We start from the raw sequence: 26,175 nt of genomic DNA on the forward strand, positions 1-26,175 counted from the left end.
TAGCGGCTTCTTGCGCTTCCGGTGCTCACGTACTTTAAGTACGCTCCGCTCCGGTTCTCGGAAGCCACCACTTTCGGCTCGGCCTAACCTGAATCTCAACACGCTAGTTGGTCCCACAGACCAGGTGCGAAAAAATGGCCGAAAAAATCATCCTCGCTTCGGGCAGCCCGTACAGGAAAGCGATGCTCGTCAATGCCGGCCTCGACATCGAGGCGGTGCCGGCCAATGTCGACGAGCGCGCGCTCGAGGCTCCGCTGAAGGACAGCGGCGTTTCACCGGAAGATGTCGCCTCGATCCTGGCCGAGGCCAAGGCGACCGAGGTCAGCGAGCGCAGGCCAGGTGTTCTGGTCCTCGGCTGCGACCAGACCCTGTCGCTGGGCGACGAGATTTTTCACAAGCCCGCCGACATGGAAGGTGCGCGCCGCCACCTGCTCGCGCTCTCCGGCAAGACGCATCAATTGAACAGCGCCGCCGTGCTTTGCCGCGACGGCGAAGTGCTGTGGCGCCATGTCGGCGTTGCCAGCCTCACCATGCGCAAGCTCGACCCCGCCTTTATCGGCCGGCATCTGGCGCGCGTCGGCGCCAAGGCGCTTTCCAGCGTCGGCGCCTATCAGATCGAGGGCGAAGGCATCCAGCTGTTCGAGAAGATCGAGGGCGACTATTTCACCATTGTCGGCCTGCCACTGCTGGCTGTGCTGAAGGAATTGCGCGCATTGGGAGCCATCGATGGCTGAGGCAAAAGCTTTTGTCACCGGACATCCGATCGCCCATTCGCGCTCGCCGAAGATCCACGGCTATTGGCTCAAGCAATACGGCATCGACGGCAGCTACCGGGCGATCGACGTCGCGCCGGCGGATTTCGCCGCCTTCCTCAAGTCTCTCGGCGAGGACGGCTATCGCGGCGGCAATGTCACCATTCCGCACAAGGAAGCCGCTTTCGCGGCCGTCGCCCGCCGCGACCATGCGGCCGATGCAATCGGCGCCGTCAACACGCTGTGGTTCGAGGACGGCCTTCTCTGGGGCGGCAACACGGACGGCTACGGCTTCGCCGCCAACCTCGACGACCATGCACCCGGATGGGCGGCCAATGGGCCGGCCGTGGTGCTCGGCGCCGGCGGCGCCTCCCGCGCAGTCATCCATGCGCTAAAGGAGCGTGGCATCAAGGATATCCGCGTCGTCAATCGAACGCTCGCGCGAGCCGAGGAGCTCAGCCGCCATTTCGGCGCCGGCGTCTCGGCGCATGGTGCGGTCGGCGGGTTGCTCGGCGATGCCGGCCTGCTCGTCAACACCACGGCGCTCGGCATGCATGGCGACGCGACGCTCTCCGCCGATCCGGGCGGCCTGCCGGACCGAGCCATCGTCACCGACATCGTCTATGTACCGCTGGAGACGCCGCTTCTGGCGGCCGCCAAGGCGCGCGGCCTGAAGACGGTCGACGGGCTCGGCATGCTGCTTCATCAGGCGGTACCCGGGTTCGAACGCTGGTTCGGTCGGAAACCCGAAGTCACGCCCGAATTGCGGCGCATGATCGTTGCCGACATCGAGGTCCATTGATGATCGTGCTCGGCCTTACCGGATCGATCGGCATGGGCAAGTCGGCCACGGCAAAAATGTTCGCCGAGGCCGGCGTGCCGGTGCATGATTCGGACGAGACGGTGCACCGCCTTTATTCCGGCAAGGCAGCGCCCGTGGTCGAAGCGGCTTTCCCGGGTACGACCGAGGCAGGGGTGGTCGATCGCGTGAAACTAGCGGGCCGAGTGCTTGCCGATCCGGCCGCGCTGAAGAAGCTCGAGGCGATCATTCACCCGCTGGTGCGCGCCGATGCCGATGCGTTTCTGGCGAGGCACCGCGCCGCCGGCGCGCCCCTCGCCTTGCTCGACATTCCGCTGCTGTTCGAAACTGGCGGCCGCAACCGCGTCGACAAGGTCGTGGTCGTCACCGCGTCGCCCGAGATCCAGCGCCAGCGTGTGTTGGCCAGGCCCGGCATGAGCGAGGAAAAATTTGCCTCGATCCTCGCCAAGCAAGTCCCTGACGCCGAAAAACGCCGCCAGGCCGATTTCATCATCGACACCGGAAATGGCTTCGACGCAGCGCGAAAGGCGGTCGGGGCGATCGTGGCCGAACTGGCGGGGGATAAGCAGGAAACGCCGCGCTCCTGACTCTTGCTGTCAGTAGTCCCCATTGCCATTTTGTTCTGGTTTGTGATTCTGCTCCCTGGAGCGGATTGATTCGAATGCGTGAGATCATCTTCGATACGGAAACCACCGGCCTCGATTTGCGCGAAGACCGCATCATCGAGCTCGGCGGCGTCGAGCTGGTCAACCGTTTTCCGACCGGCCGCACATTCCACAAATTCATCAATCCGCAGGGTCGCGCCATCCATGCCGAAGCGCAGGCCGTGCATGGAATCAGTGCCGCCGACCTGGTCGGCAAGCCGACCTTCGCCGAGATCGCGCAGGAATGGCTGGACTTCACCGACGGCGCCAAGCTGATCGCCCACAACGCCACCTTCGACCTCGGCTTCCTCAATCTCGAATACAGCCGGCTCGGCCATCCATCCATCGATCCCGGCCGCATCATCGACACGCTGGCGCTCGCGCGCCGCAAGCATCCGATGGGACCGAACTCGCTCGATGCGCTCTGCCGCCGCTACGGCATCGACAACACGCGCCGCACCAAGCACGGCGCGCTGCTCGACTCCGAATTGCTGGCCGAGGTCTATATCGAGCTCATCGGCGGCAAGCAGGCGGCGCTGGTGCTGGAAGCCGTGGCGGTGCAGATGAACGGTGCCGGCGAGGTGGCCGATATCGACATCTCCATCGGCGCGAGGCCGATCGCCCTGCCGCCCCGGTTGAGCGAAGCGGACCGCGCGGCGCATGCCGGGCTGGTTTCGACGCTGGGTGAAAAGGCGCTGTGGCTGAAGGTGGCGGTGGGGTGAGAGGCCGCTCCTGGCGCAGACGTTGGAGATTAGCCGGCGACGTTGGCGATTGACCGAAACCTCCGTGACGTCGTCATCCTCGGGCTTGACCCGAGGATCCATTCCGTGACCGTCGTCGTGGGGCGCAGCGGTGCAGAATTCTGTAACCGCAGCACCGCCTTAGGGTAACGGAATGGATTCCAGGGTCTGCGCCGCGTCGCTGCGCTCCTTGCTCCGCCCTGGAATGACGACCGAGCTATTTGCCGCGGCAAATCGCGAAGGTTGGCGCCGCGGGTGGGGGAGCGCTTCTGGCACGGACGTCGGGAGATTAGCCGAGACCCTCATGACGTCGTCATCCTCGGGCTTGACCCGAGTATCCATGCCGTGACCTCGGCCGTAGGGTGCAACGGTGCAGAATTCTGTAACCGTTGCAACGCCTTGACGTAATGGCATGGATTCCAGGGTCTGCGCGCGTCGCTGCGCTCCTTGCTTCGCCCTGGAATGACGATCGCACGGTCTTCGCTAGTCTCAGAGATCTCCAACAAAAAAGCCCGGCGCGAAGCCGGGCTCTCCATACGATGGGTGGTACGCCTTCTCAGCTCACCTGGACCTTGCTGGCCGCGGCCTGGTCCTCGGCAATCCTCTGCTGGAACATCTGCGCGAAGTCGATCGGGTCGAGCATCAGCGGCGGGAAGCCGCCATTGCGGGTGGCGTCGGCGATGATCTGGCGCGCGAAGGGGAACAGCAAGCGCGGGCATTCGATGAAGAGCAGCGGCAGCATGTGCTCCTGCGGGAAGCCCGAGATGGCGAAGACGCCGCCATAGACAAGCTCGACATTGAACAGCACTTCCTGGTCGAAGGACGCCTTGGCGTTCAGCGTCAGATTGACATCGAACTGCTTGTCCGAAAGCGGGTTGGCGTTGACGTTGACATTGATGGCGATGCCGGGCGCTTTGTCGCGGCCGCGCAGCGAATTCGGCGCGCCGGGGCTTTCGAACGACAGATCCTTCACATATTGCGCGAGCACATTGAGCGAGGGCTGGTTCTGGGTGCCGTTGCCGTTGGCGGCGCCGGTCGCCGCGTCATCGTTGCTGGCCATGAGCCTTAGTCCTTTTGCCTGGGCAGCATTGCTGACCGGATTGAAATCGCGGGTTCGCTACCATGGTCGGCCGGACAAAACAAGTTTTGCCGCCTCTGTCGGCGACAGGTCCGGGACTAATCGTTCTTCAGCCGCCGCCAGGGCGAATTGTGATCCGGCCGGTTCGGATAATCGTCGCGCGAATAGTCGCTGTCGTCGAGATCGATGACGGTGTCGCGCCGCCGCGCCGAGAAGCCGCTGCTGAAGCTGGTTGCCATGACGATACGGTTCTTGAGCAGGCGCCACGCAAAGTCGCGGACCGGCGGCAGCAACAGAAGAATGGCGAAGATGTCGGTGATGAAGCCCGGGATGATGAGCAGGATCGCCGCCAGCACGATCATCGCGCCATGCGCAAGCTGCCGGCTGGGATCGCGTCCGGCATCCATCTCCGTGCGCACCCGCGTCATGACGCCGAAACCCTGATGCCGAAGCAGCAGGCTGCCGGCGATGCTGGACAGGATCACCAGCCCGATCGTCGCCAAGGCGCCGATTTCGCGGCCGACAATGACGAAGCCGGCGATCTCCAGCAGCGGCAGCAGAAGCAGGAACAAAGGGATGAAGGAAATGCGCAAGTCTCGACCGATCGCTTTCTTCTTTTGCGGCGCCCGCGGACAATCGCCGCTGGCCTTGGCGCCTATAGATAGGTATGGCTGCCTTTGATTTGAATGATAGCGCCTGCCGTTCTATATGCTTTGGATGTTGAACGCTATGCGACCGCGCTCCCCGAGGGAGTTACGCCGGTCCGGCAAGGACAGGGTTCGAGTTGGCGGAAAATATGGGTTTCTTCGACTTCGGCACGATTTTCTTTTTGATTGCGGCGGTTGTAATCTTTTTCCAGCTGCGCAACGTGCTTGGACGTCGCACCGGAAACGAGCGTCCGCCCTTCGATCCCTATTCGGCGAGCCGCACGCGCGAGGCCGATGCGGCGCAGAAGCCTGAAAATGTCGTGTCGGTGCCGCGCAAGCGCATGCCGGGCGAGCCCGCGGCCGAGACCTATGCCGAAATCGACGCCTTCGCCAAGCCGGACACCGATCTCAACAAAGGCCTGCGCACGATCAAGGACAACGATCCGTCCTTCGACCCCAAGACCTTCGTCGACGGCGCCAAGATGGCCTATGAGATGATCGTCATGGCCTATGCCGACGGCGACCGTAAGACGCTGAAGAACCTCCTGTCGCGCGAAGTCTATGACGGCTTCGTCGCCGCGATCGGTGAGCGCGAGGCCAAGTCGGAAAAGATCCAGTCTTCCTTCGTCGGCATCGACAAGGCCGACATCGTCAGCGCCGAAATGAAGGGCTCGGAAGCGCATATCACGCTGCGCGTCGTCTCCGAGCTGATCTCGGCGACCCGCGACAAGGCAGGCGCCGTCATCGACGGAGATCCGGAGACGGTGGCCGAGGTCAAGGATGTCTGGACCTTCGCCCGTGATACCCGCTCGCGCGACCCGAACTGGAAGCTCGTCGCCACCGAAGAAGAAGACTAAATCCAGGCGGCGGGGCTCGGTCGTGCCGCTCTCTTCCACATTCAGCGAAAAAACCTTCGGCGACCTGCCAGGCTGGGGCGAGGATGACCACCTCGCGGCCTTTGCCGCGTTTCGCCGCTCCGCCTTCCATGCCCCGGTAAAACCTTATCGCAGCGGGTTGCTCGGCGTCGATTTCAATGCCTTTGCCGAGGCCTATGCCGAGGCGCGCGCCGTTTCGGCGCCGAATCGGTCGGAGGCGCGGTCTTTCTTCGAACGGCATTTCGTGCCGATGCTGGTGAAGGCTGAAAACGGCTCAGGGCTTGTCACCGGCTTCTACGAGCCGGAGGTCGAGGCCTCGCCGGTCAGGACGGAACGGTTCACCGTGCCGCTGCTGTCCCGCCCCGCCGACCTGATCGACATCGACGACGGCAACCGGCCGGCCGGCATGGATCCGTATCTGGCCTTTGCCCGCCGGACGGATGGAGGTCCGGTCGAATATTTCGACCGCGGCGAAATCGAGCGCGGCGCGCTCGCCGGCCGGAATCTCGAAATTGCCTGGCTTGCCGAAAAGGTCGATGCCTTCTTCATCCATGTGCAGGGCGCGGCACGGCTGAAGATGACCGACGGCAGGCTCGCCCGCGTCACCTACGCGGCCAAGTCCGGCCAGCGCTTCACCGGCCCGGGCAAAATCCTGAGCGATCTCGGCGAGATCCCGCTGGAAAGAGTGACGATGCAGTCGATCCGCGCTTGGTTCAAGGCGCATCCGGACCGGGTCGACGAGATCCTCTGGCAGAATCACTCCTACATTTTCTTCCGCGAGGCTGCGGTCGACGATGCGGCGCTCGGGCCCATCGCCGCCGCCAAGGTGCCGCTGACGCCCGGGCGATCGGTCGCGGTCGACCGCCTGCTGCACACTTTCGGCACGCCCTTCTATGTCGACGCCCCGATGCTCACCGCCTTCGACCAAAAACCGTTCCGGCGGCTGATGATCGCGCAGGACACCGGCTCGGCCATCACCGGACCCGCCCGCGGCGACCTCTTCGCCGGTTCGGGCGATGCCGCCGGCGAAATCGCCGGCGTGGTCCGCAACGCGGCGGATTTCTATGCGCTGGTGCCGCGTGCGCTTCTGGATGGAGCGAGCCGGTGAGCCGCCGCGACGATCATCTCAGCGAGGACGATCGCATCCTGTGGAACCTGGTGGCGCGCTCGGCCCGGCCCTTGAAAGGCAAGACCGCCGTCGAGATCCCCGACATCGTCGAGCCCAAACCCGAGCCGCCGCGGCCTGCTGCCAATGGCGTTCCGGCCGCTGCCGTCAAGCCGAAGACGCCGCATGTCTCGCATTCGCTCGACGACCAGACGCTGCACAAGCTGAAGAAAGGCCGGCTGCCGATCGAGGGCCGCGTCGACCTGCACGGTATGACGCAGGACGAGGCCTATTCGCTGCTGCTCACCTTCCTCAACCGCGCGCATGCCGGCGGCATCCGCTATGTGCTGATCATCACCGGCAAGGGCTCTTCCTCGGGCGGCGACGGCATCCTGCGCCGCGCCGTGCCGGCCTGGCTCTCTACGCCGGCCTTCCGCCATCTGGTCTCAAGCCACGACCACGCCGCGCGCAACCATGGCGGTTCGGGCGCGCTCTATGTGCGGCTGCGGCGGACGCGCTCATGAGGATGCCTAGAGCAATTCCAGGAAAAGTGTGTAGCGGTTTTCCATCCGGAATTGCGCCAAAACAAAGAGACGGGGCGGGTCGCCGCTTCGGTGAAGCGGTGAACCGTTCCAGATGACCCCCTTCGGCGAAAGGCTTAGGGCGCTGCGCGCCGAGCGCGGCGTCAGCCAGAAGGCGATGGCCGAGGCCATCGGCGTCAGCGCCGCCTATCTGTCGGCGCTCGAGCATGGCCGCCGCGGCGCGCCGACCTGGACGCTGATCCAGAAGATCATCGGCTATTTCAACATCATTTGGGATGAGGCCGAGGACCTGGCCCGGCTCGCCGAAAGCTCGCATCCCAGGGTCAGGATCGACACGTCCGGCCTGTCACCCGCGGCGACGGAGCTCGCCAACCTTCTGGCCGAGAGCATCGAGAAGCTGGACGAGGCGGAATTGCGCCGCCTCAGCGCCTCGATACGCACGGCACTCGGTCGGCCTCTATAATCCCGGTGTCAGGCGCCAGCGGATCGCGATTGTCCGCTGGCGCGTGGTTCGACTCCATCTGAACTCTTGAGATCAGAACTTGCCGGCGCCGTTGGTGCTGCCGCCGTTGGGGCTGCCCCGGCCGCCATTGCCTTGATGGCCCTGATGGTCGCGGCCATTGCCGCCGCCCGGGCAGTTCGCGGAACCGACGCTGCAGCAGCGGCCGCTCCATAGGTCATTGAGGTTGGTCGCGGCGCAGCTTTTGTAGGTCTGGTCCGCCAGGGCCGATCCGGTCAGGGCCGACAGCGCGACGGCGGCAAGCAAGGTGTTGCGCAGGAAAGAAGTCATTTGCGTTCTCCATGGTTGGGTTTGCCATTCACGGCTGTGTGTCGCCGGCCGAACGGGAATGGTTCATGGAGGTGTGCGATTTTTTCGGAAGCTCCTTGCGCTCGTCATCCACGGGCGAGGCGACGCGAAGCGGAGCGTAGACCCGAGGATCCATCCCGTGACCTCGCGCGAAGGGTAGAAGCGGTGCAGACCAGAGGTCGTCCTGCACCGCGGTAACGCCTGTAGGTAACGGAATGGTTCTAGGGTCTTCGCGGCGTCGCTGCGCTCCTTGCTTCGCCCTAGAATGACGAAACCGAGGTTAGCCCTGCCTACTGCACCGAGCCGACGAGCACCGCCTGGCCGTCGCGGATCGAGACCCAGCGTCCGGTGTTGTCGATCGCCTGGCGCTTGAGGAAGCGGTAGCCGGTCGCGTCCCAGGCTTTAACCTTGTCGGTCAAATTGTCGAGCACATAGTCGCCCTTGTCGGTGCGCACCGTCAGCACGGAGTGGCCTTCGCCGTCCGGCTTGCGCACGACGGTGATCAAAAGGTCGGCCAGCGACATGCCCATGCGATAAAGCTCGCGGCGCTTTTCCAGCACATAGTCTTCGCAATCGCCATAGCCGTCGTCCGGATAGGCCCAGACTTCGTCCTTGCCATAGTGATCGAGGTCGCTCATCGGCTTGACGGCGGCGTTGACCCTGGCGGTCACGTTGATCAGCCGGCGCCACAAACCATCCGTCATCCTGGCCGGCTCGAGATCAACCGGACGGATGTTGCATTCGTTCGGATGCGATTTGCAGAAATCATAGTGGCCGATCGGCTGCGACGTTAGGCCGCCCGTGATCATCGCGCCCGCCGCCCAGGCCGGCACCGCCCAATGCGCAGAGATCGCCAGTCCTGCGGCTGCAAACAAACGCAGAATCCGCGTCATCGCTGAGGAAGTCATTGCCCCCGCCCTGTTCTTTATTAACGAAACGTTAAGGGCGATTTACAGTCCGTGTCAATTAGAGACGGCGGTCCGTTTGACGGCATGGTTACCTGGACGATCCAGTAGCGGCACTTTCGCAACAGAGGCATGGACGCAACACTGCCGGCCGCCGGGTGGCGGCAGGGCTGATGCTGGGCGCCTGCAATCAGCTTTTTGCGGAACGGACCAGCTTCGGCTTTGTCGCCACCCGGTGCTGCCGGCCATAGCTGGAAATGAAATCGACGATGCGCGGCACGATTTCCGAGCGGAAGCGCGAGCCGTTGAAAACGCCGTAATGGCCGACGGCCGGCTGCACGTAATGCGCTTTTTTGTCTGCCGGGATGTTGACGCAAAGGTCATGCGCGGCCTGGGTCTGGCCGAGGCCGGAAATGTCGTCGTTCTCGCCCTCGACGGTCAGCAGCGCGACGTTGCGGATCGCCTTCGGATCGACCGGCTCGCCGCGATGCGTCATCTCGCCCTTCGGCAGGGCGTGGCGCACGAACACGGTGTCGACCGTCTGAAGATAGAACTCCGCCGTCAGGTCCATCACCGCCAGATATTCGTCGTAGAAGTCGCGGTGCTTCTCGGCGCTGTCGCCGTCATGCTTCACAAGGTGCATGAAGAAGTCCTTGTGGGCGATGATGTGGCGGTCGAGATTCATGCTCATGAAGCCCGAAAGCTGCAGGAAGCCCGGATAGACCTCGCGGCCGAAACCCGGCACCGGCCACGGCGCCTGCATGATGACATTGTCGCGGAACCAGTCGATCCCCTTTTCTTCGGCCAGAAGATTGACCGCGGTCGGGTTGCGGCGGGTGTCGACCGGGCCGCCCATCAGCGTCATAGTCGAGGGCACGAAGGGATCGCCGCGCTTCTCCATCAGCGCCACCGCCGCCAGCACCGGCACGGAAGGCTGGCACACGGCCATCACATGCGTGTCGGGGCCGAGCGCGTGGAACATCTCGATGACGTAATCGATATAATCGTCGAGATCGAAGCTGCCTTGCGAGACCGGCACCATGCGGGCGTCGACCCAGTCGGTGATGTGCACGTCGGCATAAGGCAGCATGGCCTCGACAGTGCCGCGCAGCAGCGTCGCGTAATGGCCCGACATCGGCGCCACGATCAAAAGCTTCGGGTCGGGCTTGCGCCCGGCGGGCAGCGCGCGCTCGAAATGGATGAGGTTGCAGAAGGGCTTCGACCAGACCGTCTTTTCCGTGACGGCGACGTTTTTCCAGTCGACCACGGTCTTGTCCAGGCCGAATTGCGGCTTGCCGTAGCGGCGGGTGGTCCGCTCGAACAGCTCGGCGGTCGCCGCCACCGAGCGGCCGAACGGGGTATGGGAAATCGGATTGAGCGGGTTGGAGTAGAAGAGCCGCACCGCGTCGGCATAGAGGCGGGCCGGCTGCAACGCCGCATGGTTCATTTCGTAGAGCTGGTAGAACATCGCGAACCCCGCTGCCGTCCGACGACCAAAAGGACGACGAACAGCGCCGAGCCTTGCATGTGTCGCGGCGAGGTTAACAAGATATTGTTGCGATGCAATACGTCATTTTGTCTGACGAATGCATCTTTGGTCTAAGCTGTTGAAAGTCGGCCGTTGGGGCTGGAGCCGGCTCAATGTGCGGTGCAGAAATGTGAAGGATATGTGTCCGGCCCCCTCATGCCGGACATCGGCCACGATCCTTACCATCAAGAGCGGTTGGATCATGGTCCTGTGAACAGATGGCTTAAACACGCGCCATGCAGACGGCGGTGTGGCCCGAACCGACGAAACCCAGCTGGCTGGCGGCGCCGCGGGAGAGATCCAGCATGCGTCCCCTTACGAATGGACCGCGATCGTTGATGCGAACGACGACGCTGCGGCCGTTGTTTTTGTTGGTGACCCTGAGCTTGGTGCCGAAGGGCAGGGAGCGATGGGCGGCTGTCAGTGCCGAGGGGTTCATGCGTTCCCCTGAGGCGGTTCTGGAATGCAGCGCATACCAGGAAGCGCGGCCGCATTGCGCGGCGGCGGAGGAGGCGGACGATGCGCCAGCCGTCAGGCCAGCCGCGATCGCTACCGCGACAAGCGCGGCGCGGTTGGTTTTCTTCATCTTTTGGGGGTGGCTCCGTTGATCGAATAGCCCCGCCTAAGTGCCGAATGAGGCGGGAAATGCGGCAACCTTCTGGCGGTTCCATGGCGGCGGCACACGTTTGGAGTCGCCGCGAAACAGTTTGTCATGATATTTCTGGAGCTGAAACGGCGTATTCTTGATGAATATCGGACCGGAATCCGGGACGTTCCGGGCAAGATCGGTCCTCAAGATTTGCAGTACAGAGGAACCGAACTATTTCGATTCCTCGCCGTCTTTGTTGCGTCTCTGTCGCGGTCCAGGATCGACTTTTAGAGAGGGTCCAACCGATGCGATTGATCAGGTTTGTGCTGGCGCTGACTGTGCTGGCCGTCGGTGCGCTGTGGTCGCTGCAAGGCCTCGGTCTCGTCAAGGGCAGCTTCATGACCGGCCAGACGCAATGGCTCTATGTCGGCCTCCTCACCATGCTGGTCGGCGTGGCCGGGCTGCGCTGGGCGAACCGCTCGCGCATCTGATCTGCCGGCGGGCGTCCCTTCCGTTATTATCTCTGTTCTGTTTCGCGTCGCTCCGCCTAGGATGATGACCGATCGGATGCCGCCATCGCAGTTATATCCAGCGAACGAAAATCCGCCTGTCATGCTACCCAGGCAAATCCATGCTTCAAATCGCCGGCGAATTGGAAGGAGGGTTTCGTGCCTGGCTCGGTTAGTATAGTAGTCTTGTCAACATTGGGAGTGAGAGAACGATGCGCGACCTTCCGAAGACCGTTCCGGCGATCGTTCGTGGCTTGCGGCCGAGGCCGACCGCGGCGCTCGCTCCGTGCTGATCGCTCCGTCAGTTTCGGCTAGCAGTCATGGTTGGACGCGCCAGTTCCATCATCATTGTCGGCGGCGGCGCCAGCGGCGTCGTGCTCGCTGCGCATCTGCTTAAATCGCACAATCCGGACCTGCGCGTCACGCTGATCGAGAAGCGGCCGCATTTCGGCCAGGGCATGGCCTATTCGACGCTGCTTTCGGCGCATGTGCTCAACGTCAACGCTTCCGGCATGAGCGCTTACGCCGACGACCCGACGCATTTCGCGCGCTGGGTGTTGGAGCGCGGGCTCGCCAAGCCGGACCAGGGGCCGTTCTATGCGCCGCGCAGCCTCTATGCCCGCTATCTGCAGGACGTGCTCGAGGGTCTCCAGGAACGCGAACGCGAGACCGGGCGTCTCAGGCTGATCAGCGAGGAGAGCCTGTCGATCTCGCCGACCCCGTCGGGTGTCGAGGTCGCGCTCGCCAACGGCACCAGCGTCGTGGCGCATCTCGCCGTCTTGGCCACCGGCCATGACGAGCAACCCGGCGCCTTCCAGGGCCATGCGATCCGCATGGGATCGGAGGCCGATACCGCGCTCGATCCGCAGGCCGCGGTCCTGCTGCTCGGCACGGGCCTGAGCATGGTCGACGCCTTCCTGTCGCTGGAACAGCGCGGCCATCTGGGTGCCATTGTCGCGGTGTCGCGGCGCGGCCTGCTGCCGTCGCCGCATCGCAAGGGCAATCCGATCAAGCTCGATATCGCCGATATCCCGCTCGGCACCCAGCTTTCCTACTTCGTCGCCTGGTTCCGCAACCTGATCCGCGAGAACCAGAAGGCCGGCGGCGACTGGCGCGACGTCGTCGACGGCTTGAGGCCCTTCAACCAGAAAATCTGGCAGAACTGGCCGGCCTCTGCCAAACGCCGCTTCGTCGAGCACACCAAGGCCTGGTGGGACATCCACCGCCACCGCATGGCGCCGGAAGTCTACGCGCGCGTCACCGAAGCCGTGCGCTCGGGCCGCATCCGCCTCGTCGCCGGCAGGGTCGTGAATGTCGAGGCGAACGGCGGCTTCGCCGTGAAAATCCAGCCGCGCGGCACGCAGGATATCGAGACCCTAGGGGTCGCCCGGCTCTATGATTGCATGGGCATCGCCCGCGACGTTTCGAGGACGTCGAACGGCGTCGTGCGCTCGCTGATCGAGCGCGGCCTGGCGCGGCCCGATCCGCTGCGCCTCGGTCTCGATGTGACCGCGAAATGCGAGCTGATCGCGGCCGACGGCACGGTCTCGTCGAAGCTACTCGCCGTCGGCCCGCTGACGCGCGGCACGTTCTTCGAGATCGATGCCATTCCCGATATTCGTGTGCAATGCGCCAAGCTGAGTAAGCTGCTGCTGGGGTGAGGCTCGCTGCAATCGGTCGTCATTCTTGGGTCTGCGCGCGTCGCCTCGCTCCTTGCTCCGCCCTAGAATGACGAAGGATGGATCGCAGCTTCACGCGCAAGAACCCGCTCTATCGTCTTTGACGACATCCCAGCGGTTGCCAGCGCCATGCCCACAAAGGGGGAGATGGCCGGCAGGCCAGAGGGGCTGCCTCGCGCCGGCTTCAACGATGAGAGGCTGCGAAGCAACCCACCTAGAATTCCATTCCTCCACTCGCCGCGGGATTGGCACGATCTATCTTCTTTCCTGATGAAAAGGGCTGGAAAAGACAGGGCGCGCGATCCGCGAAACCGGAATGGAATCCCGCGGCCTCCCGCGCGAGATTGCCGACATCCGCCTCGAACTGCTTCGATGGAGCACTCAAGATGAGCGAGCAGACAAAAGCGGCGCCGCAGCGCGCGCACACCAACCTGTCGAGACTTCGCCCGCCTTACGCTTCGGTGCTCGACCTGATTGGCCAGACGCCGGTCGTCGAGCTGACCAAATTCGACACCGGCAAATGCCGCTTGTTCATCAAGCTCGAGAGCCAGAATCCCGGCGGCTCGATCAAGGACCGCATCGCGCTGTCGATGATCGCGGCGGCCGAGAAGGCGGGCAAGCTGAAGCGCGGCGGCACGATCGTCGAGGCCACCGCCGGCAACACCGGCCTCGGCCTCGCCCAGGTCGGCATCCCGAAAGGCTACCGCATCATTCTTGTCGTGCCCGACAAGATGTCGCGCGAAAAAATCCAGCATCTGCGCGCTTTGGGCGCCGAAGTGCGCATGACCCGCTCCGATGTCGGCAAGGGCCATCCCGAATATTACCAGGACATGGCCGAGAAGATCGCCACCGAATTGCCCGGCGCCTTCTATGCCAACCAGTTCGCCAACCCGGCCAATCCGCTGGCGCATGAGACGACGACCGGCCCGGAAATCTTCTCGCAGCTCGAAGGCGACGTCGACGCGGTGGTGGTCGGCGTCGGCTCGGGCGGCACGCTCACCGGCCTCGGCCGCTATTTCGCGAAACATTCGCCGAAGACCGAGATGGTGCTTGCCGATCCGGTCGGCTCGGTGCTGGCGCCGCTGATCAAGACCGGCAAGATGGAAGAGGCCGGCAGCTGGACTGTCGAAGGCATCGGCGAGGATTTCGTGCCGCCCAATGCCGATCTCTCGCTGGTGAAAAAGGCCTATTCGATCCCGGACAAGCAAAGCATGCTGGCGGTGCGCGATCTGCTCTCGCGCGAAGGCATCCTGGCCGGCTCGTCCTCGGGCACGCTTCTGTCGGCGGCGCTTCGCTATTGCCGCGAGCAGACGGTGTCGAAGCGCGTCGTCACCTTCGTCTGCGACAGCGGCAACAAATATCTGTCGAAAGTCTTCGACGATATCTGGCTGGCCGAGCAGGGCCTTGCCGACCAGGAACAGCATGGCGATCTGCGCGATCTCGTCATGCGCTCGCCGCGCACCGGCGACATCGTGACCGTCGGCCCAGAGGAAACCCTGCTCAACGCCTATGGCCGCATGCGCCGTTCCGATGTCTCGCAACTGCCGGTGCTGGACGAGGGCAAGCTGGTCGGCATCGTCGACGAAAGCGACATCCTGGCCAAGGTCGACGGCCCGTATGACGGCCGCTGGGACCGTTTCAACGCGCCGGTGCGCACCGCCATGACGTCGAACCTGCACACGCTGCAGGCCAACCAGACGCTCGACGCGCTGCTGCCGGTCTTCGACCGCAACGAGGTCGCCATCGTCTTCGATGGCGAGGAGTTCATCGGCCTGATAACCCGTATCGACCTGATCAACCATCTGAGGCGCCGCGCAAAATGAGTTCGAATGGCAAGAACCGCCTGGCCTTTTCCACCCGCGCCATCCATGGCGGCCAGAGCCACGACCCGCTGACTGGTGCGGTGATGGTGCCGATCTATGCCACCTCCACCTATGGCCAGCAGTCGCCGGGCGTGCACAAGGGTTTTGAATATGCCCGCAGCCAGAACCCGACGCGCTTCGCCTTCGAGCGTGCGGTCGCCGACCTGGAAAGCGGCTCGGCCGCCTTCGCCTTCGCCTCCGGCCTGGCGGCGATCGGCACGGTGCTCGAGCTTCTCGATTCCGGCGCCCATATCGTCGCCACCGACGACATCTATGGCGGCTCGTTCCGCTTGATGGAGCGGGTGCGCAAGCGCTCGGCCGGCCTTGAGGTGAGCTTTGCCGATTTCACCGATCTCGCCGCGGTCGAGGCGGCGATCCGCCCGGAAACAAAACTGCTTTGGGCCGAGACACCGACCAATCCGCTGCTGCGCATCGTCGATCTCGAAGCGGTCGCCGCACTGGCCAGGCGCAAGGGGCTGCTCACCGTCGCCGACAACACCTTTTGCAGCCCTTATCTCCAGCGCCCGCTGGAGCTCGGCATCGACATCGTCGTGCATTCGACGACGAAATATCTCAACGGCCATTCCGACATGGTCGGCGGCGTAGCGGTTGTCGGCGACAACAAGGATCTCGCCGACCGGCTGAAATTCCTGCAGAACGCCATCGGCGCCATCTCCGGCCCGTTCGACAGTTTTCTTGCCCTGCGCGGCATCAAGACCCTGGCGCTCAGGATGGAGCGTCACTCGGCCAACGGCCTGAAGATCGCGCAATGGCTGGAAACGCGAAAAGATATCCGCCGGGTCATCTATCCCGGCCTTGCCAGCCACCCGCAGCATTCCATCGCCGTTCAGCAGATGCACGCCTTCGGCGGCATGATCTCGGTCGACCTTGACCGCGACCTCGCCGGAACGAAACGCTTCCTCGAACGCACCCAGCTCTTCACGCTGGCCGAAAGCCTGGGCGGCGTCGAAAGCCTGATCGAGCATCCGGCGCTGATGACGCACGGCTCGATCCCGGCCGAAAAGCGCGGCGCGATCGGGATATCGGATTCACTGGTGCGGCTGTCGTGTGGGATCGAGGATGGGGATGACCTGATCGCGGATCTGGAGCAGGCGTTGGGGCTCTAGCGCCGCCAATCACCGCGCGTCGCGTTCCTTCGCGCCCCCCTCTGTCCTGCCGGACATCTCCCCCACGAAGGGGGAGATTGGCAGTTCCAGTGTCCCGCTCATCTCTGCGATGTTGGCGATTGGCGAAAGCCGGCGTGACATCTGATCTCCCCCTAAGTGGGGGAGATGGCCGGCAGGCCAGCGGGGGCGCTGTCCCGCCGACATCTCTGCGTGTGTGCCATTGCAGACTGCAGCTTACTCTTTACAGTGAGCCAACTTGCGATCTCGGGAGGCGCCATGCGCGTGATCGTGTTGGGTGGCGGCGTGGTCGGCGTCACCACGGCCTACCAGCTGCAGCAGGACGGGCACGAGGTCGTCATCCTCGAGCGCCAGCCTCAGGTCGCCGCCGAGACCAGCTGGGGCAATGCCGGCATGATCGCGCCGGGGCATTCCTTCGTCTGGTCGTCGCCCAAGGCGCCGATGATCCTTCTGAAATCGCTGGTGCTGAAGGACCAGGCGCTGCGCTTCAAGCTGTCGGCCGATCCCAGGCTCTACAGCTGGTCCTTTCTGTTCCTGATGGAGTGCACGGCCGAGAAGGCGAGGCGCAACACGCTGCTCAAGCACCGGCTCGCCGCCTATTCGCAATCCGTGCTGCAGGAGGTCGTCGCCGACGAGGCCATCGAATACGATCGCAACGGTCGCGGCATTCTCTATTTCTATCGCAGCCAGCAGGCGCTCGACAAAGGCGTCGAGCGTATGAAGCTGTTGGAATCCGACGGCCAGCTGATCAAGGTGCTCGACCGCGACGCCATCGTCGCGCTCGATCCGGCGCTGGCTTCCGCCAGGGAAAAGATCGCCGGCGGCATCCATTGCCCGACCGACGAGACCGGCGACCCGGCGAAGTTCACCCGCGCGCTTGCCGCCAAGGTGGTCGAGCGCGGCGGCGAGATCCGCACCGGCACGACCATCACCGGCATTGAGACCTCCGGAGACGGCGTCGCGCAGGTGACGACCGACACGGGCGCGGTCAAGGGCGATGTCTATGTGCTGGCGCTCGGCTCCTACAGCCCGCTGATCGCGAAGACCGTCGGCATCAGCCTGCCGATCTATCCGATCAAGGGCTATTCGCTGACCATTCCGATCGGCAACCGGCCGCGGCCGCCGACCATCGCCGCGATCGACGAGCACAATCTGGTCGCCGTCTCGCGCTTCGGCGACCGGCTGCGCGTCACCGCGACAGCCGAATTCGCCGGCTACGACACCAGCCACAAGCCGGCCGATTTCGCCTTTATGAAGGGCGTGACCGAAGAGCTCTATCCCGAAGGCGCGGATTATGACCGCGCCGAGATGTGGGCGGGCCTCAGGCCGATGACGCCCAACAACCTGCCCGAGTTCGGCCGGCGGCGCTTGCGCAATCTCTATCTCAACACCGGGCACGGCCATATCGGCTGGACCATGTCGCACGGCTCGGCCCGCATCACCGCCGACCTGATCGGCGGCCGCAAGCCGGCGATTTCCATGGATGGGCTTTTGAATTGAGAGCATGATCCCCGAACGGGATCGACCAGGAAAGGGAATGCCATGTCTGTCAGCGCGGCCGCCACCCGCCCTCAATCGTTCGGACCTGTCGATCGCAAGCCTGTTGACTTGGGCGTGTTGCCATCCGAGATCGACGGCGGCCTCGCCTCGCGCGCGGCGATCGGGCTCGCGATCCTCGCCACCGACCAGACGCTGGAGCACGAATTCCGCGCGCTGATCCGCATTCCGGGCGTCGCCTTCTACGAAGCGCGCCTGTTCAACGACAACGACATCACGCCCGACACTTTGCGCGCCATCGGCCCGCGCATCGCGCCCACCGTCGACCTCATCCTGCCAAGCATTCCGCTGGACGTCGTCGGCTTCGGCTGCACCTCGGCCACCATGACGCTCGGCGAGGAGGCCGTCTTCGCCGAGATCAGGAAGGCGCGGCCGGGCGTCGCCTGCACCACGCCGGTCACCGGCGCCTTGGCCGCCTTCAAGGCATTGGGCGTCAAGGGCATCGGCCTGCTCACGCCCTACGCGCCCGAGATCAACCAGGGTCTGGTCCGCTATTTCACCGGCCGCGGCCTCGACATATCCGCCGTCGCCACCTTCGACCGCCGCGACGACCGCGAGGCCGCCCGCATCTCGCTCGCCTCGATCGAGGCGGCGGCCGAAAGGATGGCTGAAGTGCCTGGCGTCGACGCAATCTTCATCTCCTGCACCAGCCTGCGCGTCGCCGAGGCGGTGGCGGAGTTGGAACGGCGCATCGGCATCCCCGTCACCTCTTCCAATCACGCCATGGCCTGGCACTGCCTGCGCCTTGCCGGCATCGACGATGTCGTGCCGGCCGGCGGCCGGTTGTTTGCGCTGCCGGCAGGCTGATCGGCGGGACTTTCAGGCGATAGGAAGCGCATTCAGCGGGTAATTGCATATGCGCTCCCCCTCTCCGTCTCGGCTCCGCCAAGCACACGTCTTCTGTGACTGGCGCGACTGATCAGGCCGAGGCTTGATTGCCACGTGGTTCCCCCAATCCGTCGCTGCTTCGCAGCGCCACCTTTCCCCCCTCCGGAGGGAAAGGAAGGGAGCGTTGCTGGACGAGCGTTGACGGCAAAAAGCCTGGCGTCTTCCTCTACCCCGTCGATCGGGGGAGAGGTGGCTCGGCGAAGCCGAGACGGAGTGGGGGTCGACCAGCGCTACATTGGACGATGCGTGGCGCCAAGTTGCCATGCAAGCCATCGCCAAAGACCAGTCGCTGGAAACCTGCATGGCGTAGACGAAATGGGGGAGAGGTTTCCGCGCAACGGACGGAGCGGGGGCCAGCGCTGCCTTATGCGATTACAGCAGATCGCGCCCCGTTAACGGAATCGGAAGGAGATGTTTAACGCTTCGTCTCTATGTCCCCTCGCCGGGAGGCGCAGACAGAGCGAGCATGATGAACGACGAAAAGCGAAACGAATGGCGGGCCATCTTTTACGTGCAGGCGCGCGTCGCCATCCTGTTTGTGCCGGTCGTGCTCAGCCTTCTGCTCATCGGCATTTTCGCCGGCAATGAGCGCAAATCCGTGCCCGATGCCGTCGATCCGACGGTGACGAGCTCGGTGCGCTGAAGAAGCGTCGCCCGGTCGGCTTGCCTCAAACAAACTTCGGGATCGGCCCATTCTGCGGCGTGGTATCGCCTTCGAGGTCGACAAAAACCTCGTCGACGAAGCACCAGGCCCAGCCTTCCGGTGGGTCGTACCCTTCGATGATCGGATGCTGCGTGGCGTGGAAATGCTTTGTCGCGTGGCGGTTGGGCGAGTCGTCGCAGCAGCCGACATGGCCGCAGATGCGGCAGAGCCTCAGATGCACCCACCAGGAACCGCTCTTCAGGCATTCCTCGCAGCCCAGCGCGCTCGGCGTGACTTTTTTGATGTCCTTCGTATGCCTGCATTCGTCCATCACGCTCTCCTCGCCGGTCCACCATTTTGCGCCAGATAGGTATGGAGCGCCGCGACCACCTGCGCGCCTTCGCCGACGGCCGCCGCGACCCGCTTGATCGAGCCGCAGCGCACGTCACCGATGGCGAACACGCCGCCGCGACTGGTCTCCATAAGGCCATGGCCCGGCGCCACGTCCGGCCCGGTGCGTACGAAACCCTTGGCGTCGAGCGCCACGTTGCAATTCGCCAGCCAGTCGGTGTTCGGGTCGGCGCCGATGAACAGGAAGATATGGCGGATGGCGCGCCTCGTCTCCTCGCCGGTCGCCCGGTTGCGCCAGCGCAGTGCGTCGAGCTTGCCGTCATGGCCTTCCAGCGCCGCCACCTCGGTCTCGGTCAGCACCTCGATATTGGGTTGCGCCGCGATTCGCTCGACAAGATAGCGCGACATGGTGGCGTCGAGGCTGTCTCGCCGCGCCAGGAGCGTCACCTTGCGCACCTGGCTCGCGAGATACACGGCCGCCTGTCCGGCCGAATTGCCGGCGCCGACCAGCGCCACTTCCTGGTCGCGGCAAAGCCTGGCCTCGATCGGCGAGGCCCAGTAATGCACCGATGTGCCCTCGAATTGCGCCAGGTTCGCGATATCGAGACGGCGGTAGCGCGCGCCGCTGGCGATCACCACCGCGCGGGAGCGCACGCTTTCGCCGTCGCCGATGGCCAGTCGATAGCGTGCGCCGTCGCCGGCATCGTCAAGCAGCTTCGCCTCGTCGGGAATAACCATCTCGACGCCGAATTTCTGCGCCTGGTTATAGGCGCGCGCCATCAGCGCCATGCCGGTGATCCCGGTCGGGAAGCCGAGATAGTTTTCGATCCGCGCCGAAGCGCCCGCCTGCCCGCCGAAGGCGCGGCAGTCGAGCACGATGGTCGACAGCCCCTCCGAGGCGGCATAGACCGCCGCCGCCAGCCCCGCCGGTCCGGCGCCGACGATCGCCACGTCGTAGATTTTTTCGGCATCGATCGGCCGCAGCAGGCCGACGCAGCGGGCAAGCTCGGTCTCGCCCGGATTGTGCATCAGCTTGCCGTTGGGGCAGAGCACGATCGGCAGATGGTGCGGGTCGACATGGAACCGCTCGGTCAGCGTCATGGCGCAAGGGTCGGTGTCGGAATCGAGAGCACGATGGGGTAGCCCGCTGCGCCGCAGGAAATCCTGCAGCCGCAGCACGTCGCCATTGCCGGACGGCCCGATGACGACCGGCCCGCCGGCGCCGCTTTCGAGCAGGCCGACACGGCGCAGGATCAGCGCCCGCATGACGCGCTCGCCGAGATTGGCCTCCTGCACCATCAGATCGCGCAGCCGCTGCGAGGGGATAACGATCGCCTCGACCGGCCCGTTCGCCTCGGCATTGACCAGCGACGGCCGGTTCGACAACTGCGCCAGCTCGCCGACGAAATTGCCGGGGCCGTAGGTGATGATCGGCTCAGGCCGGCCGAGCCCGCCGGCCTGGGTGATGTCGACCTTGCCCGACAGAATGAGGATCACGCCTGGCGAAACCGTGCCGGCCGTTACGATATGCTCGCCGGCAGCATAGGAGCGTGCCTCGCCGAAACGGCGCATGCGCTCGATATCCGCATCGGCGAGCACGGGGAACATCTGGTCGCGCCGCGCGGCGATGGTCGGGCTGACGGAAGGGGCCATGGCGCTGACCGTAGCGCCCGGGGCGGCGGGTTTGAAGCGGTTTCTCGGGGGACTGGCCGGACGGGGAGGTGACCGGCTTACTGAGGAACTTCGGGCGCACCGGAGTAGAATTCTTTCTCGATCCGTCTCCAGCCCGTGAAGTCTGGATCAAAGCGGCGCGGCTCGACGACGAATTCTTTGGTGTGATCGTGCGTGATCACCACATAGCTGCCGTCATTGATAAAACGATAGTCTTGAGGGGAATGACGGTCCAGGCCATGCGGCACGACTGTCACTTTGTTATCGAGGGCACTCACATTGACGAAACGTGATCCAAACCACGTCTTGTCCGCGAAGCCGTGATTGTGGCCGAACAGAAAGAGCGGCACGTTCGGGAGGTAGTCCTTCGTCCTGGTAAGGCGGTAATGCGATACAATGATCGTGCGATCAAAACCTTCGTCAGCGGCAATCTTCACCAGTAGGCGTCGTTGATGCTCTCTGAACGCGGTTCGCGCAGCGCCCAATTCTGACGGAGATTTCGCTTCGATTTCAGCGCGGAGGGCTTCCCAGGCTGGATCTATCCCATCGATCGATTCCCCTATTACGCTGAAACCGCCCAGCCGAAAGGGAGAAAGATGCAAGTGATGACATTGCCCGCCGAAATCCTGTTGGTGCGAAAGCCTGCGATCCCAATTGCCGAACACGAAAAGAACGGGGCAGCCGAAGCTGCCGAGGACGTCGAATATTTCTTGCGCGGCATTGCTTCCTAGATCACCTGCGACAATCACGGCGTCATAGACATTTGCTTCCCGAGATCGCAGCTTTCGCACGGCCTCGACATTGTTATGGATATCGGAGCAAGCGAGAATTCGCACTTTGACATTCTCGATTGATCACGGCCTTATCGCAACGCAAAAAGCCCGCTTTCGCGGGCTTTTTGAAAGGGTCGATCTAAGCGACCCAAATGATTGGTGCCCAGAAGAGGACTCGAACCTCCACTCCTTGCGGAACACGGACCTGAACCGTGCGCGTCTACCAATTCCGCCATCTGGGCTGGTGCGCGCTCATGTAAGCGGGCAAACGATATGTGTCAACGCGCTTTTTTCGTGGGTCGCGTTGGCTGGCCCAACGACCTCACCCTTCCAGCACATCCTTCTTCGCCACGGTGGAATCGGCATTGAGCTTGTAGATCACCGGCACGCCGGTGCCGAGCTCGAGCTTGACGATCTCTTCGCCGCTCTTGCCGTCCAGCGCCATGATCAGCGCGCGCAGCGAATTGCCGTGGGCTGCGACCAGCACGGTCTCGCCACGCAGCACATGCGGCTGCACCTCGTGCAGGTAATAGGGCCATACGCGCGCGCCGGTGTCCTTCAGGCTTTCGCCGCCGGGCGGCGACACGTCGTAGGAGCGGCGCCAGATATGCACCTGCTCCTCGCCCCATTTCTTGCGCGCGTCGTCCTTGTTGAGGCCGGAGAGGTCGCCATAGTCGCGCTCGTTGAGCGCCTGGTCGCGGATAGTCTTCAGGTCGCTCTGGCCGACGATGTCGAGGATGTGCTGGCAGGTCTTCTGCGCCCGCTTCAGGGCGGAGGTGTAGGCGATGTCGAATTTCAGCCCGCGCGCCTTGAGCTTCTCGCCGGCCGCGAGCGCTTCCGCCGTACCTTGCTCGGTCAGGTCGACATCGCGCCAGCCGGTGAACAGGTTCTTCAGGTTCCATTCGCTCTGGCCGTGGCGCACGAGCACGAGAGTTCCCGACATGTCAGCTCCTCTTGGGGGTTTGGGCAATTCCAACGGTTTCGGCCGGAACTGCGTAAGAAGGAAATACTTCAGGCTTGTGTCAGGACAGTCCGAGCACATCCCGCATGGAATAGAGGCCGGGCTTCTTGCCGCGGGCCCAAAGCGCCGCCTTCACCGCGCCGCGCGCGAAGATCGCGCGGTCCTCGGCGTGGTGGGACAGCGTGATGCGCTCGCCGGTGCCGGCAAGGATCACGCTGTGGTCGCCGACGACCGAGCCGCCGCGCAGCGTGGCGAAGCCGATCGAGCCGGCCTTGCGCACGCCGGTATGGCCGTCACGCACCCGCACGCTGTTTTCGGCGAGATCGATGCCGCGCCCTTTCGCCGCCGCTTCGCCGAGCAGCAGCGCCGTTCCGGATGGCGCGTCGACCTTGTGGCGGTGGTGCATCTCCAGGATCTCGATGTCGAAATCCTCCGGATCGAGCGCCTTCGCCGCCTGCTCGACCAGCACCGCCAGAAGGTTGACGCCAAGGCTCATATTGCCGGATTTGACGATCGTCGCATGGCGCGCGGCGGCGGCGATCTTCGCATTGTCCTCGGCCGAGCAGCCGGTGGTGCCGATGACATGGACGATGCGCGCCTGCGCGGCATAACCGGCAAATTCGACGCTTGCCGCGGGCGCGGTGAAATCGAGCACGCCGTCGGCCTTGGCGAAGGCCGGCAGCGGATCGTCCACGATCGGCACGTTGATGACGCCGATGCCGGCAAGCTCGCCGGCATCCTTGCCGAGATGAGGGGAGTCCGGCCGCTCGATCGCGGCGGCGACGCGCGCGCCGGGCATCGTGTGGATGGCGCGGATCAGCGTCTGGCCCATGCGGCCAGCGGCGCCCACCACCACCAGGCCCATATCGCCGGCGTCACTCATGCGCTTCTCCTGCCGGTTTTCTTGGCGCGGCTACGCGGCGCCGGAGTTTGGGCCGAAGTCTGGCCTGCCTTGACGTCGTCGACAAGCCCCAGGCCCTTCTTGCCCTGGATCCGGTGGAAGCGGGCATAGACGCTGTGCGGGTCGGCCATCAGCGTCGCATGCGTACCTTCCTCGACCAGCCGCCCCTCTTCCAGCACGATGATGTGGTCGGCGTTGACCACCGTCGACAGCCGGTGCGCGATCACGATCGTCGTGCGCCCTTCCATCACATGGGCCAGCGCTTCCTGGACGCGCGCCTCCGCCTCGTTGTCGAGCGCCGAGGTCGCCTCGTCGAGCAAAAGGATCGGCGCCTGGCGAACGATGGCGCGCGCGATCGACACGCGCTGACGCTGGCCGCCGGAAAGCGTCGAGCCGCCTTCGCCGACCGGCGTGTCATAGCCTTGCGGCTGCTGGCGGATGAACTCGTCGGCCGCCGCCAGTTTCGCCGCCTGCTCGATCTCGGCGTCGGTCGCCGACAGCCGGCCGAAGCGGATGTTGTCGCGGATCGTGCCTTCGAAGAGATAAGGCGCCTGCGCCACATAAGCGATCGATTGGCGCAGCGAATGCTTGGTCACCTTGGCGATATCCTGGCCGTCGACCTCGATCGAGCCCTTGTCGACGTCGTAGAAGCGCTGCAGCAGCGCCACCATCGTCGACTTCCCGGCGCCAGAGGCGCCGACGACGGCCGTGACCTTGCCGGCCGCGGCGGTGAAGCTCAGGTCCCTCAGCACCGGCGTGTCGGGATTGTAGCCGAAGGTCACATTGTTGAAGCGCACCTCGCCGGTGGTGACCTTCGCCTCGACCGCGTCGGGCGCGTCGCCCTGCTTCGGCTCGAGGTCGAGCAGCTCGTAGATCATGCGGGCGTTGACCAGGGCGCGTTCCATGCCGACCTGCGTGCGCGCCAGGCGTCTTGCCGGGTCGTAGGCCATGATCAGCGCGGTGATGAAGGAAAACACCGCGCCCGGCGGCTGTCCCAGCACCAGCGCCCGATAGCCGGAATAGGCAAGCACGGCGGTGATGGCGAGGCCGCCCAGGATCTCGGAAATCGGCGACAGCCGCTCCGAGACGCGGGCGATCTTGTTGTTACGCTGCTCGGCCGTATCGGCCATGATGCCGATGCGCCGCGCCAGCTCGTCCTCCAGGGTGAAGGCCTTGACGATGGCGATGCCTTGCGTGGCCTCCTGCACCGACCCGTTCAGCCGCGAGTTGATCAGCACGGATTCGCGGTTGATCCGCCGCAGCCGGCGGGTGATGTAGATGACGGCCCAGATCAGCGGCGGCCCGATCAGCAGCGAACTGAGCGACAGGACCGGATCCTGGTAGATCATCACGCCGACAAGGGCGACAAGCGAGACCGCGTCGCGGCTGATGGAGGTCAGCGTCAGCGACAGCAGGTCGCGGATGCCGCCCACATTCTCATTGACCTGCGCCGCCAGCCGGCCGGAACGGGTCTCGTTGAAGAAGTCGACACCGAGCTTCATCAGATGGTCGAAGCTGCGCTTCTGGTAGCGGGCGACCAAGTTGTTGCCGATCCTGGCCAGCGCCACGGCCTGGCCGTAGCCGGCGAAGCCGCGCAGCAGCGAGGCGCCCATGAAACCGGCGCAGATCCAGACGATCATGTCGCTGCGCCGTTCGTAGAAGATCTGGTTGATCATGGGCGCCATGATCCACGCCGTGAAGGCGGTGGTGCCGGAAACGATCAGCAGGCAGGTGACGGCAACGACATAGGTCCAGCGGTATTCCTTGCCGTTTTCAGCCAGGATGCGGCGCAGCACCGCGCTGACCTCGGCGGGCTGGACTTTCAGTTTGAGGGACGTTTGGACGGTCAAATCGGCGGCGCTTCGTGGTTCTCGTCGGACGGGGCTGCGTTCCGGCACCCTCTTAGCGTCCCGGCTACTGCTTGCCTATGGCGAAACTTCGTCGCGGCTCGGGACAGCCTGGGGTCCCGACCCAAAAGCGCACAGGTTGGCGATCAGCAGAAACGCCCGTGGCTTCGTCATCCACGGGCGGAGCAAGGAGCGAAGCGACGCGGCGTAGACCCGAGGATCCATTCCGTGACTTGCGAGCGCTGCAGCGGTGCAGAATTCTGCTCCGCTGCGTTCCACGGCTTAGGTCACGGCATGGATTCCAGGGTCTCCGCGACGGAGCTTCGCTCCTGCTTCCCACTGGAATGACGAAGCT

General features: G+C 64.3%; 27 protein-coding genes and 1 tRNA gene. 15 read left to right on the forward strand and 13 right to left on the reverse strand.

Features of this window, described 5'->3' with window-relative positions:
* Positions 1–134: 134 nt before the first annotated feature.
* The 4 genes from ACVMIM_RS03695 (at position 135) to dnaQ (ending at position 2,938) form a co-directional block, all read left to right on the forward strand.
* A complete protein-coding gene (locus ACVMIM_RS03695) occupies positions 135–734 on the forward strand; it encodes a Maf-like protein (protein WP_476110505.1) in 600 nt (199 codons plus the stop codon).
* On the forward strand, positions 727–1,554 hold the full coding sequence (locus ACVMIM_RS03700) for a shikimate dehydrogenase (protein WP_476110507.1): 828 nt from the start codon (positions 727–729) through the stop codon (positions 1,552–1,554). The genes ACVMIM_RS03695 and ACVMIM_RS03700 overlap by 8 nt, the downstream gene beginning before the upstream one ends.
* Positions 1,554–2,159: a dephospho-CoA kinase gene (gene coaE / locus ACVMIM_RS03705; RefSeq protein ID WP_476110508.1), complete on the forward strand. Its 606-nt coding sequence runs from the start codon at positions 1,554–1,556 to the stop codon at positions 2,157–2,159. Before ACVMIM_RS03700 ends, coaE begins: the two co-directional genes overlap by 1 nt.
* 74 nt (positions 2,160–2,233) lie before the next feature.
* A complete protein-coding gene (gene dnaQ, locus ACVMIM_RS03710) occupies positions 2,234–2,938 on the forward strand; it encodes a DNA polymerase III subunit epsilon (RefSeq protein WP_278049794.1) in 705 nt (234 codons plus the stop codon).
* A 574-nt stretch (positions 2,939–3,512) separates the two neighbouring features.
* Here the strand turns inward: dnaQ and secB are convergent.
* Together secB and ACVMIM_RS03720 are read right to left on the reverse strand one after the other, a co-directional pair.
* Positions 3,513–4,016: a protein-export chaperone SecB gene (gene secB, locus ACVMIM_RS03715; RefSeq protein WP_040986315.1), complete on the reverse strand. Its 504-nt coding sequence runs from the start codon at positions 4,014–4,016 to the stop codon at positions 3,513–3,515.
* Positions 4,017–4,132: 116 nt separating this feature from the next.
* Entirely contained in the window at positions 4,133–4,627 is a 495-nt protein-coding gene (locus tag ACVMIM_RS03720) for an FxsA family protein (RefSeq protein ID WP_476110511.1), read from the reverse strand.
* 203 nt (positions 4,628–4,830) lie between these two features.
* On the opposite strand from ACVMIM_RS03720, the gene ACVMIM_RS03725 reads away from it, so the two are divergent.
* From ACVMIM_RS03725 to ACVMIM_RS03740, 4 genes are all read left to right on the forward strand, one after another.
* Positions 4,831–5,538 (forward strand): Tim44/TimA family putative adaptor protein, encoded by a 708-nt coding sequence (locus tag ACVMIM_RS03725; RefSeq protein WP_040999248.1) that lies wholly within the window; start codon positions 4,831–4,833, stop codon positions 5,536–5,538.
* 22 nt (positions 5,539–5,560) lie between these two features.
* Positions 5,561–6,664, forward strand: coding sequence for a murein transglycosylase A (gene mltA, locus ACVMIM_RS03730; protein ID WP_476110513.1), 1,104 nt, complete (start codon positions 5,561–5,563; stop codon positions 6,662–6,664).
* Entirely contained in the window at positions 6,661–7,185 is a 525-nt protein-coding gene (locus ACVMIM_RS03735) for a Smr/MutS family protein (protein WP_476110515.1), read from the forward strand. Before mltA ends, ACVMIM_RS03735 begins: the two co-directional genes overlap by 4 nt.
* 112 nt (positions 7,186–7,297) lie before the next feature.
* Positions 7,298–7,666: a helix-turn-helix domain-containing protein gene (locus ACVMIM_RS03740; protein ID WP_278049790.1), complete on the forward strand. Its 369-nt coding sequence runs from the start codon at positions 7,298–7,300 to the stop codon at positions 7,664–7,666.
* 72 nt (positions 7,667–7,738) lie between these two features.
* On the opposite strand, the gene ACVMIM_RS03745 is transcribed toward ACVMIM_RS03740, so the two are convergent.
* From ACVMIM_RS03745 to ACVMIM_RS03760, 4 genes are all read right to left on the reverse strand, one after another.
* On the reverse strand, positions 7,739–7,993 hold the full coding sequence (locus tag ACVMIM_RS03745) for a hypothetical protein (RefSeq protein ID WP_476110517.1): 255 nt from the start codon (positions 7,991–7,993) through the stop codon (positions 7,739–7,741).
* 308 nt (positions 7,994–8,301) lie between these two features.
* The gene (locus tag ACVMIM_RS03750; protein ID WP_476110518.1) at positions 8,302–8,919 is read right to left on the reverse strand and encodes a transglutaminase-like cysteine peptidase; all 618 of its coding nucleotides are present in this window, start codon (positions 8,917–8,919) and stop codon (positions 8,302–8,304) included.
* A 187-nt stretch (positions 8,920–9,106) separates the two neighbouring features.
* Positions 9,107–10,384 (reverse strand): polyhydroxyalkanoate depolymerase, encoded by a 1,278-nt coding sequence (locus ACVMIM_RS03755; protein ID WP_476110520.1) that lies wholly within the window; start codon positions 10,382–10,384, stop codon positions 9,107–9,109.
* 283 nt (positions 10,385–10,667) lie between these two features.
* The gene (locus tag ACVMIM_RS03760; RefSeq protein ID WP_476110522.1) at positions 10,668–11,030 is read right to left on the reverse strand and encodes a septal ring lytic transglycosylase RlpA family protein; all 363 of its coding nucleotides are present in this window, start codon (positions 11,028–11,030) and stop codon (positions 10,668–10,670) included.
* Between the two features lie 308 nt (positions 11,031–11,338).
* Between ACVMIM_RS03760 and ACVMIM_RS03765 the strand changes: the two genes are divergently transcribed.
* The 7 genes from ACVMIM_RS03765 to ACVMIM_RS03795 all read left to right on the forward strand — a co-directional run bounded on the left by ACVMIM_RS03765 (position 11,339) and on the right by ACVMIM_RS03795 (position 19,316).
* The gene (locus ACVMIM_RS03765) at positions 11,339–11,524 is read left to right on the forward strand and encodes a hypothetical protein (protein ID WP_476110524.1); all 186 of its coding nucleotides are present in this window, start codon (positions 11,339–11,341) and stop codon (positions 11,522–11,524) included.
* 338 nt (positions 11,525–11,862) lie between these two features.
* Entirely contained in the window at positions 11,863–13,203 is a 1,341-nt protein-coding gene (locus ACVMIM_RS03770; protein ID WP_476110526.1) for an FAD/NAD(P)-binding protein, read from the forward strand.
* Between the two features lie 404 nt (positions 13,204–13,607).
* Positions 13,608–15,044, forward strand: coding sequence for a pyridoxal-phosphate dependent enzyme (locus tag ACVMIM_RS03775; RefSeq protein ID WP_476110528.1), 1,437 nt, complete (start codon positions 13,608–13,610; stop codon positions 15,042–15,044).
* Positions 15,041–16,210 carry a cystathionine gamma-synthase gene (locus tag ACVMIM_RS03780; RefSeq protein ID WP_476110529.1) on the forward strand — a complete coding sequence of 390 codons (1,170 nt, stop codon included), beginning with the start codon at positions 15,041–15,043 and terminating at the stop codon, positions 16,208–16,210. The genes ACVMIM_RS03775 and ACVMIM_RS03780 overlap by 4 nt, the downstream gene beginning before the upstream one ends.
* Positions 16,211–16,486: 276 nt before the next feature.
* Positions 16,487–17,728, forward strand: coding sequence for a D-amino acid dehydrogenase (locus ACVMIM_RS03785; protein WP_476110531.1), 1,242 nt, complete (start codon positions 16,487–16,489; stop codon positions 17,726–17,728).
* Positions 17,729–17,770: 42 nt separating this feature from the next.
* Positions 17,771–18,592, forward strand: a complete 822-nt coding sequence (locus ACVMIM_RS03790) for a maleate cis-trans isomerase family protein (protein WP_476110533.1) — start codon at positions 17,771–17,773, stop codon at positions 18,590–18,592.
* A gap of 550 nt (positions 18,593–19,142) precedes the next feature.
* Positions 19,143–19,316 carry a hypothetical protein gene (locus tag ACVMIM_RS03795; protein ID WP_337095410.1) on the forward strand — a complete coding sequence of 58 codons (174 nt, stop codon included), beginning with the start codon at positions 19,143–19,145 and terminating at the stop codon, positions 19,314–19,316.
* 25 nt (positions 19,317–19,341) lie between these two features.
* Here ACVMIM_RS03795 and ACVMIM_RS03800 read toward each other — a convergent pair whose 3' ends face one another.
* From ACVMIM_RS03800 to ACVMIM_RS03830, 7 genes are all read right to left on the reverse strand, one after another.
* Positions 19,342–19,647 carry a UBP-type zinc finger domain-containing protein gene (locus tag ACVMIM_RS03800; RefSeq protein ID WP_476110535.1) on the reverse strand — a complete coding sequence of 102 codons (306 nt, stop codon included), beginning with the start codon at positions 19,645–19,647 and terminating at the stop codon, positions 19,342–19,344.
* Entirely contained in the window at positions 19,647–21,320 is a 1,674-nt protein-coding gene (locus ACVMIM_RS03805) for an FAD-dependent oxidoreductase (protein WP_476110537.1), read from the reverse strand. The genes ACVMIM_RS03800 and ACVMIM_RS03805 overlap by 1 nt, the downstream gene beginning before the upstream one ends.
* A 77-nt stretch (positions 21,321–21,397) precedes the next feature.
* A complete protein-coding gene (locus ACVMIM_RS03810; RefSeq protein ID WP_476110539.1) occupies positions 21,398–22,174 on the reverse strand; it encodes a metallophosphoesterase family protein in 777 nt (258 codons plus the stop codon).
* Between the two features lie 94 nt (positions 22,175–22,268).
* A tRNA-Leu gene (locus ACVMIM_RS03815) sits at positions 22,269–22,353 on the reverse strand.
* Between the two features lie 80 nt (positions 22,354–22,433).
* Complete coding sequence (locus tag ACVMIM_RS03820; protein ID WP_278051207.1) at positions 22,434–23,054, reverse strand: 2,3-bisphosphoglycerate-dependent phosphoglycerate mutase; 621 nt, start codon at positions 23,052–23,054, stop codon at positions 22,434–22,436.
* A gap of 79 nt (positions 23,055–23,133) precedes the next feature.
* A complete protein-coding gene (gene dapB / locus ACVMIM_RS03825) occupies positions 23,134–23,955 on the reverse strand; it encodes a 4-hydroxy-tetrahydrodipicolinate reductase (RefSeq protein WP_476110541.1) in 822 nt (273 codons plus the stop codon).
* Complete coding sequence (locus ACVMIM_RS03830; protein ID WP_476110543.1) at positions 23,952–25,823, reverse strand: ABC transporter ATP-binding protein; 1,872 nt, start codon at positions 25,821–25,823, stop codon at positions 23,952–23,954. The genes dapB and ACVMIM_RS03830 overlap by 4 nt, the downstream gene beginning before the upstream one ends.
* Positions 25,824–26,175 lie beyond the last annotated feature (352 nt).

It is taken from the genome of Mesorhizobium sp. USDA 4413 (assembly GCF_056280365.1).

Coding starts and splice junctions, on each gene's coding strand:
- dapB (WP_476110541.1), bottom strand. CDS start 23,955: ATGAGTGACGCCGGCGATATGGGCCTGGTGGTGGTGGGCGCCGCTGGC.
- ACVMIM_RS03760 (WP_476110522.1), bottom strand. CDS start 11,030: ATGAAGAAAACCAACCGCGCCGCGCTTGTCGCGGTAGCGATCGCGGCT.
- dnaQ (WP_278049794.1), top strand. CDS start 2,234: ATGCGTGAGATCATCTTCGATACGGAAACCACCGGCCTCGATTTGCGC.
- ACVMIM_RS03795 (WP_337095410.1), top strand. CDS start 19,143: ATGAACGACGAAAAGCGAAACGAATGGCGGGCCATCTTTTACGTGCAG.
- ACVMIM_RS03805 (WP_476110537.1), bottom strand. CDS start 21,320: ATGGCCCCTTCCGTCAGCCCGACCATCGCCGCGCGGCGCGACCAGATG.
- ACVMIM_RS03790 (WP_476110533.1), top strand. CDS start 17,771: ATGTCTGTCAGCGCGGCCGCCACCCGCCCTCAATCGTTCGGACCTGTC.
- ACVMIM_RS03765 (WP_476110524.1), top strand. CDS start 11,339: ATGCGATTGATCAGGTTTGTGCTGGCGCTGACTGTGCTGGCCGTCGGT.
- ACVMIM_RS03820 (WP_278051207.1), bottom strand. CDS start 23,054: ATGTCGGGAACTCTCGTGCTCGTGCGCCACGGCCAGAGCGAATGGAAC.
- ACVMIM_RS03740 (WP_278049790.1), top strand. CDS start 7,298: ATGACCCCCTTCGGCGAAAGGCTTAGGGCGCTGCGCGCCGAGCGCGGC.
- ACVMIM_RS03755 (WP_476110520.1), bottom strand. CDS start 10,384: ATGTTCTACCAGCTCTACGAAATGAACCATGCGGCGTTGCAGCCGGCC.
- ACVMIM_RS03780 (WP_476110529.1), top strand. CDS start 15,041: ATGAGTTCGAATGGCAAGAACCGCCTGGCCTTTTCCACCCGCGCCATC.
- ACVMIM_RS03785 (WP_476110531.1), top strand. CDS start 16,487: ATGCGCGTGATCGTGTTGGGTGGCGGCGTGGTCGGCGTCACCACGGCC.
- ACVMIM_RS03750 (WP_476110518.1), bottom strand. CDS start 8,919: ATGACTTCCTCAGCGATGACGCGGATTCTGCGTTTGTTTGCAGCCGCA.
- ACVMIM_RS03770 (WP_476110526.1), top strand. CDS start 11,863: ATGGTTGGACGCGCCAGTTCCATCATCATTGTCGGCGGCGGCGCCAGC.
- ACVMIM_RS03725 (WP_040999248.1), top strand. CDS start 4,831: ATGGGTTTCTTCGACTTCGGCACGATTTTCTTTTTGATTGCGGCGGTT.
- ACVMIM_RS03800 (WP_476110535.1), bottom strand. CDS start 19,647: ATGGACGAATGCAGGCATACGAAGGACATCAAAAAAGTCACGCCGAGC.
- ACVMIM_RS03700 (WP_476110507.1), top strand. CDS start 727: ATGGCTGAGGCAAAAGCTTTTGTCACCGGACATCCGATCGCCCATTCG.
- ACVMIM_RS03775 (WP_476110528.1), top strand. CDS start 13,608: ATGAGCGAGCAGACAAAAGCGGCGCCGCAGCGCGCGCACACCAACCTG.
- ACVMIM_RS03745 (WP_476110517.1), bottom strand. CDS start 7,993: ATGACTTCTTTCCTGCGCAACACCTTGCTTGCCGCCGTCGCGCTGTCG.
- secB (WP_040986315.1), bottom strand. CDS start 4,016: ATGGCCAGCAACGATGACGCGGCGACCGGCGCCGCCAACGGCAACGGC.
- coaE (WP_476110508.1), top strand. CDS start 1,554: ATGATCGTGCTCGGCCTTACCGGATCGATCGGCATGGGCAAGTCGGCC.
- ACVMIM_RS03695 (WP_476110505.1), top strand. CDS start 135: ATGGCCGAAAAAATCATCCTCGCTTCGGGCAGCCCGTACAGGAAAGCG.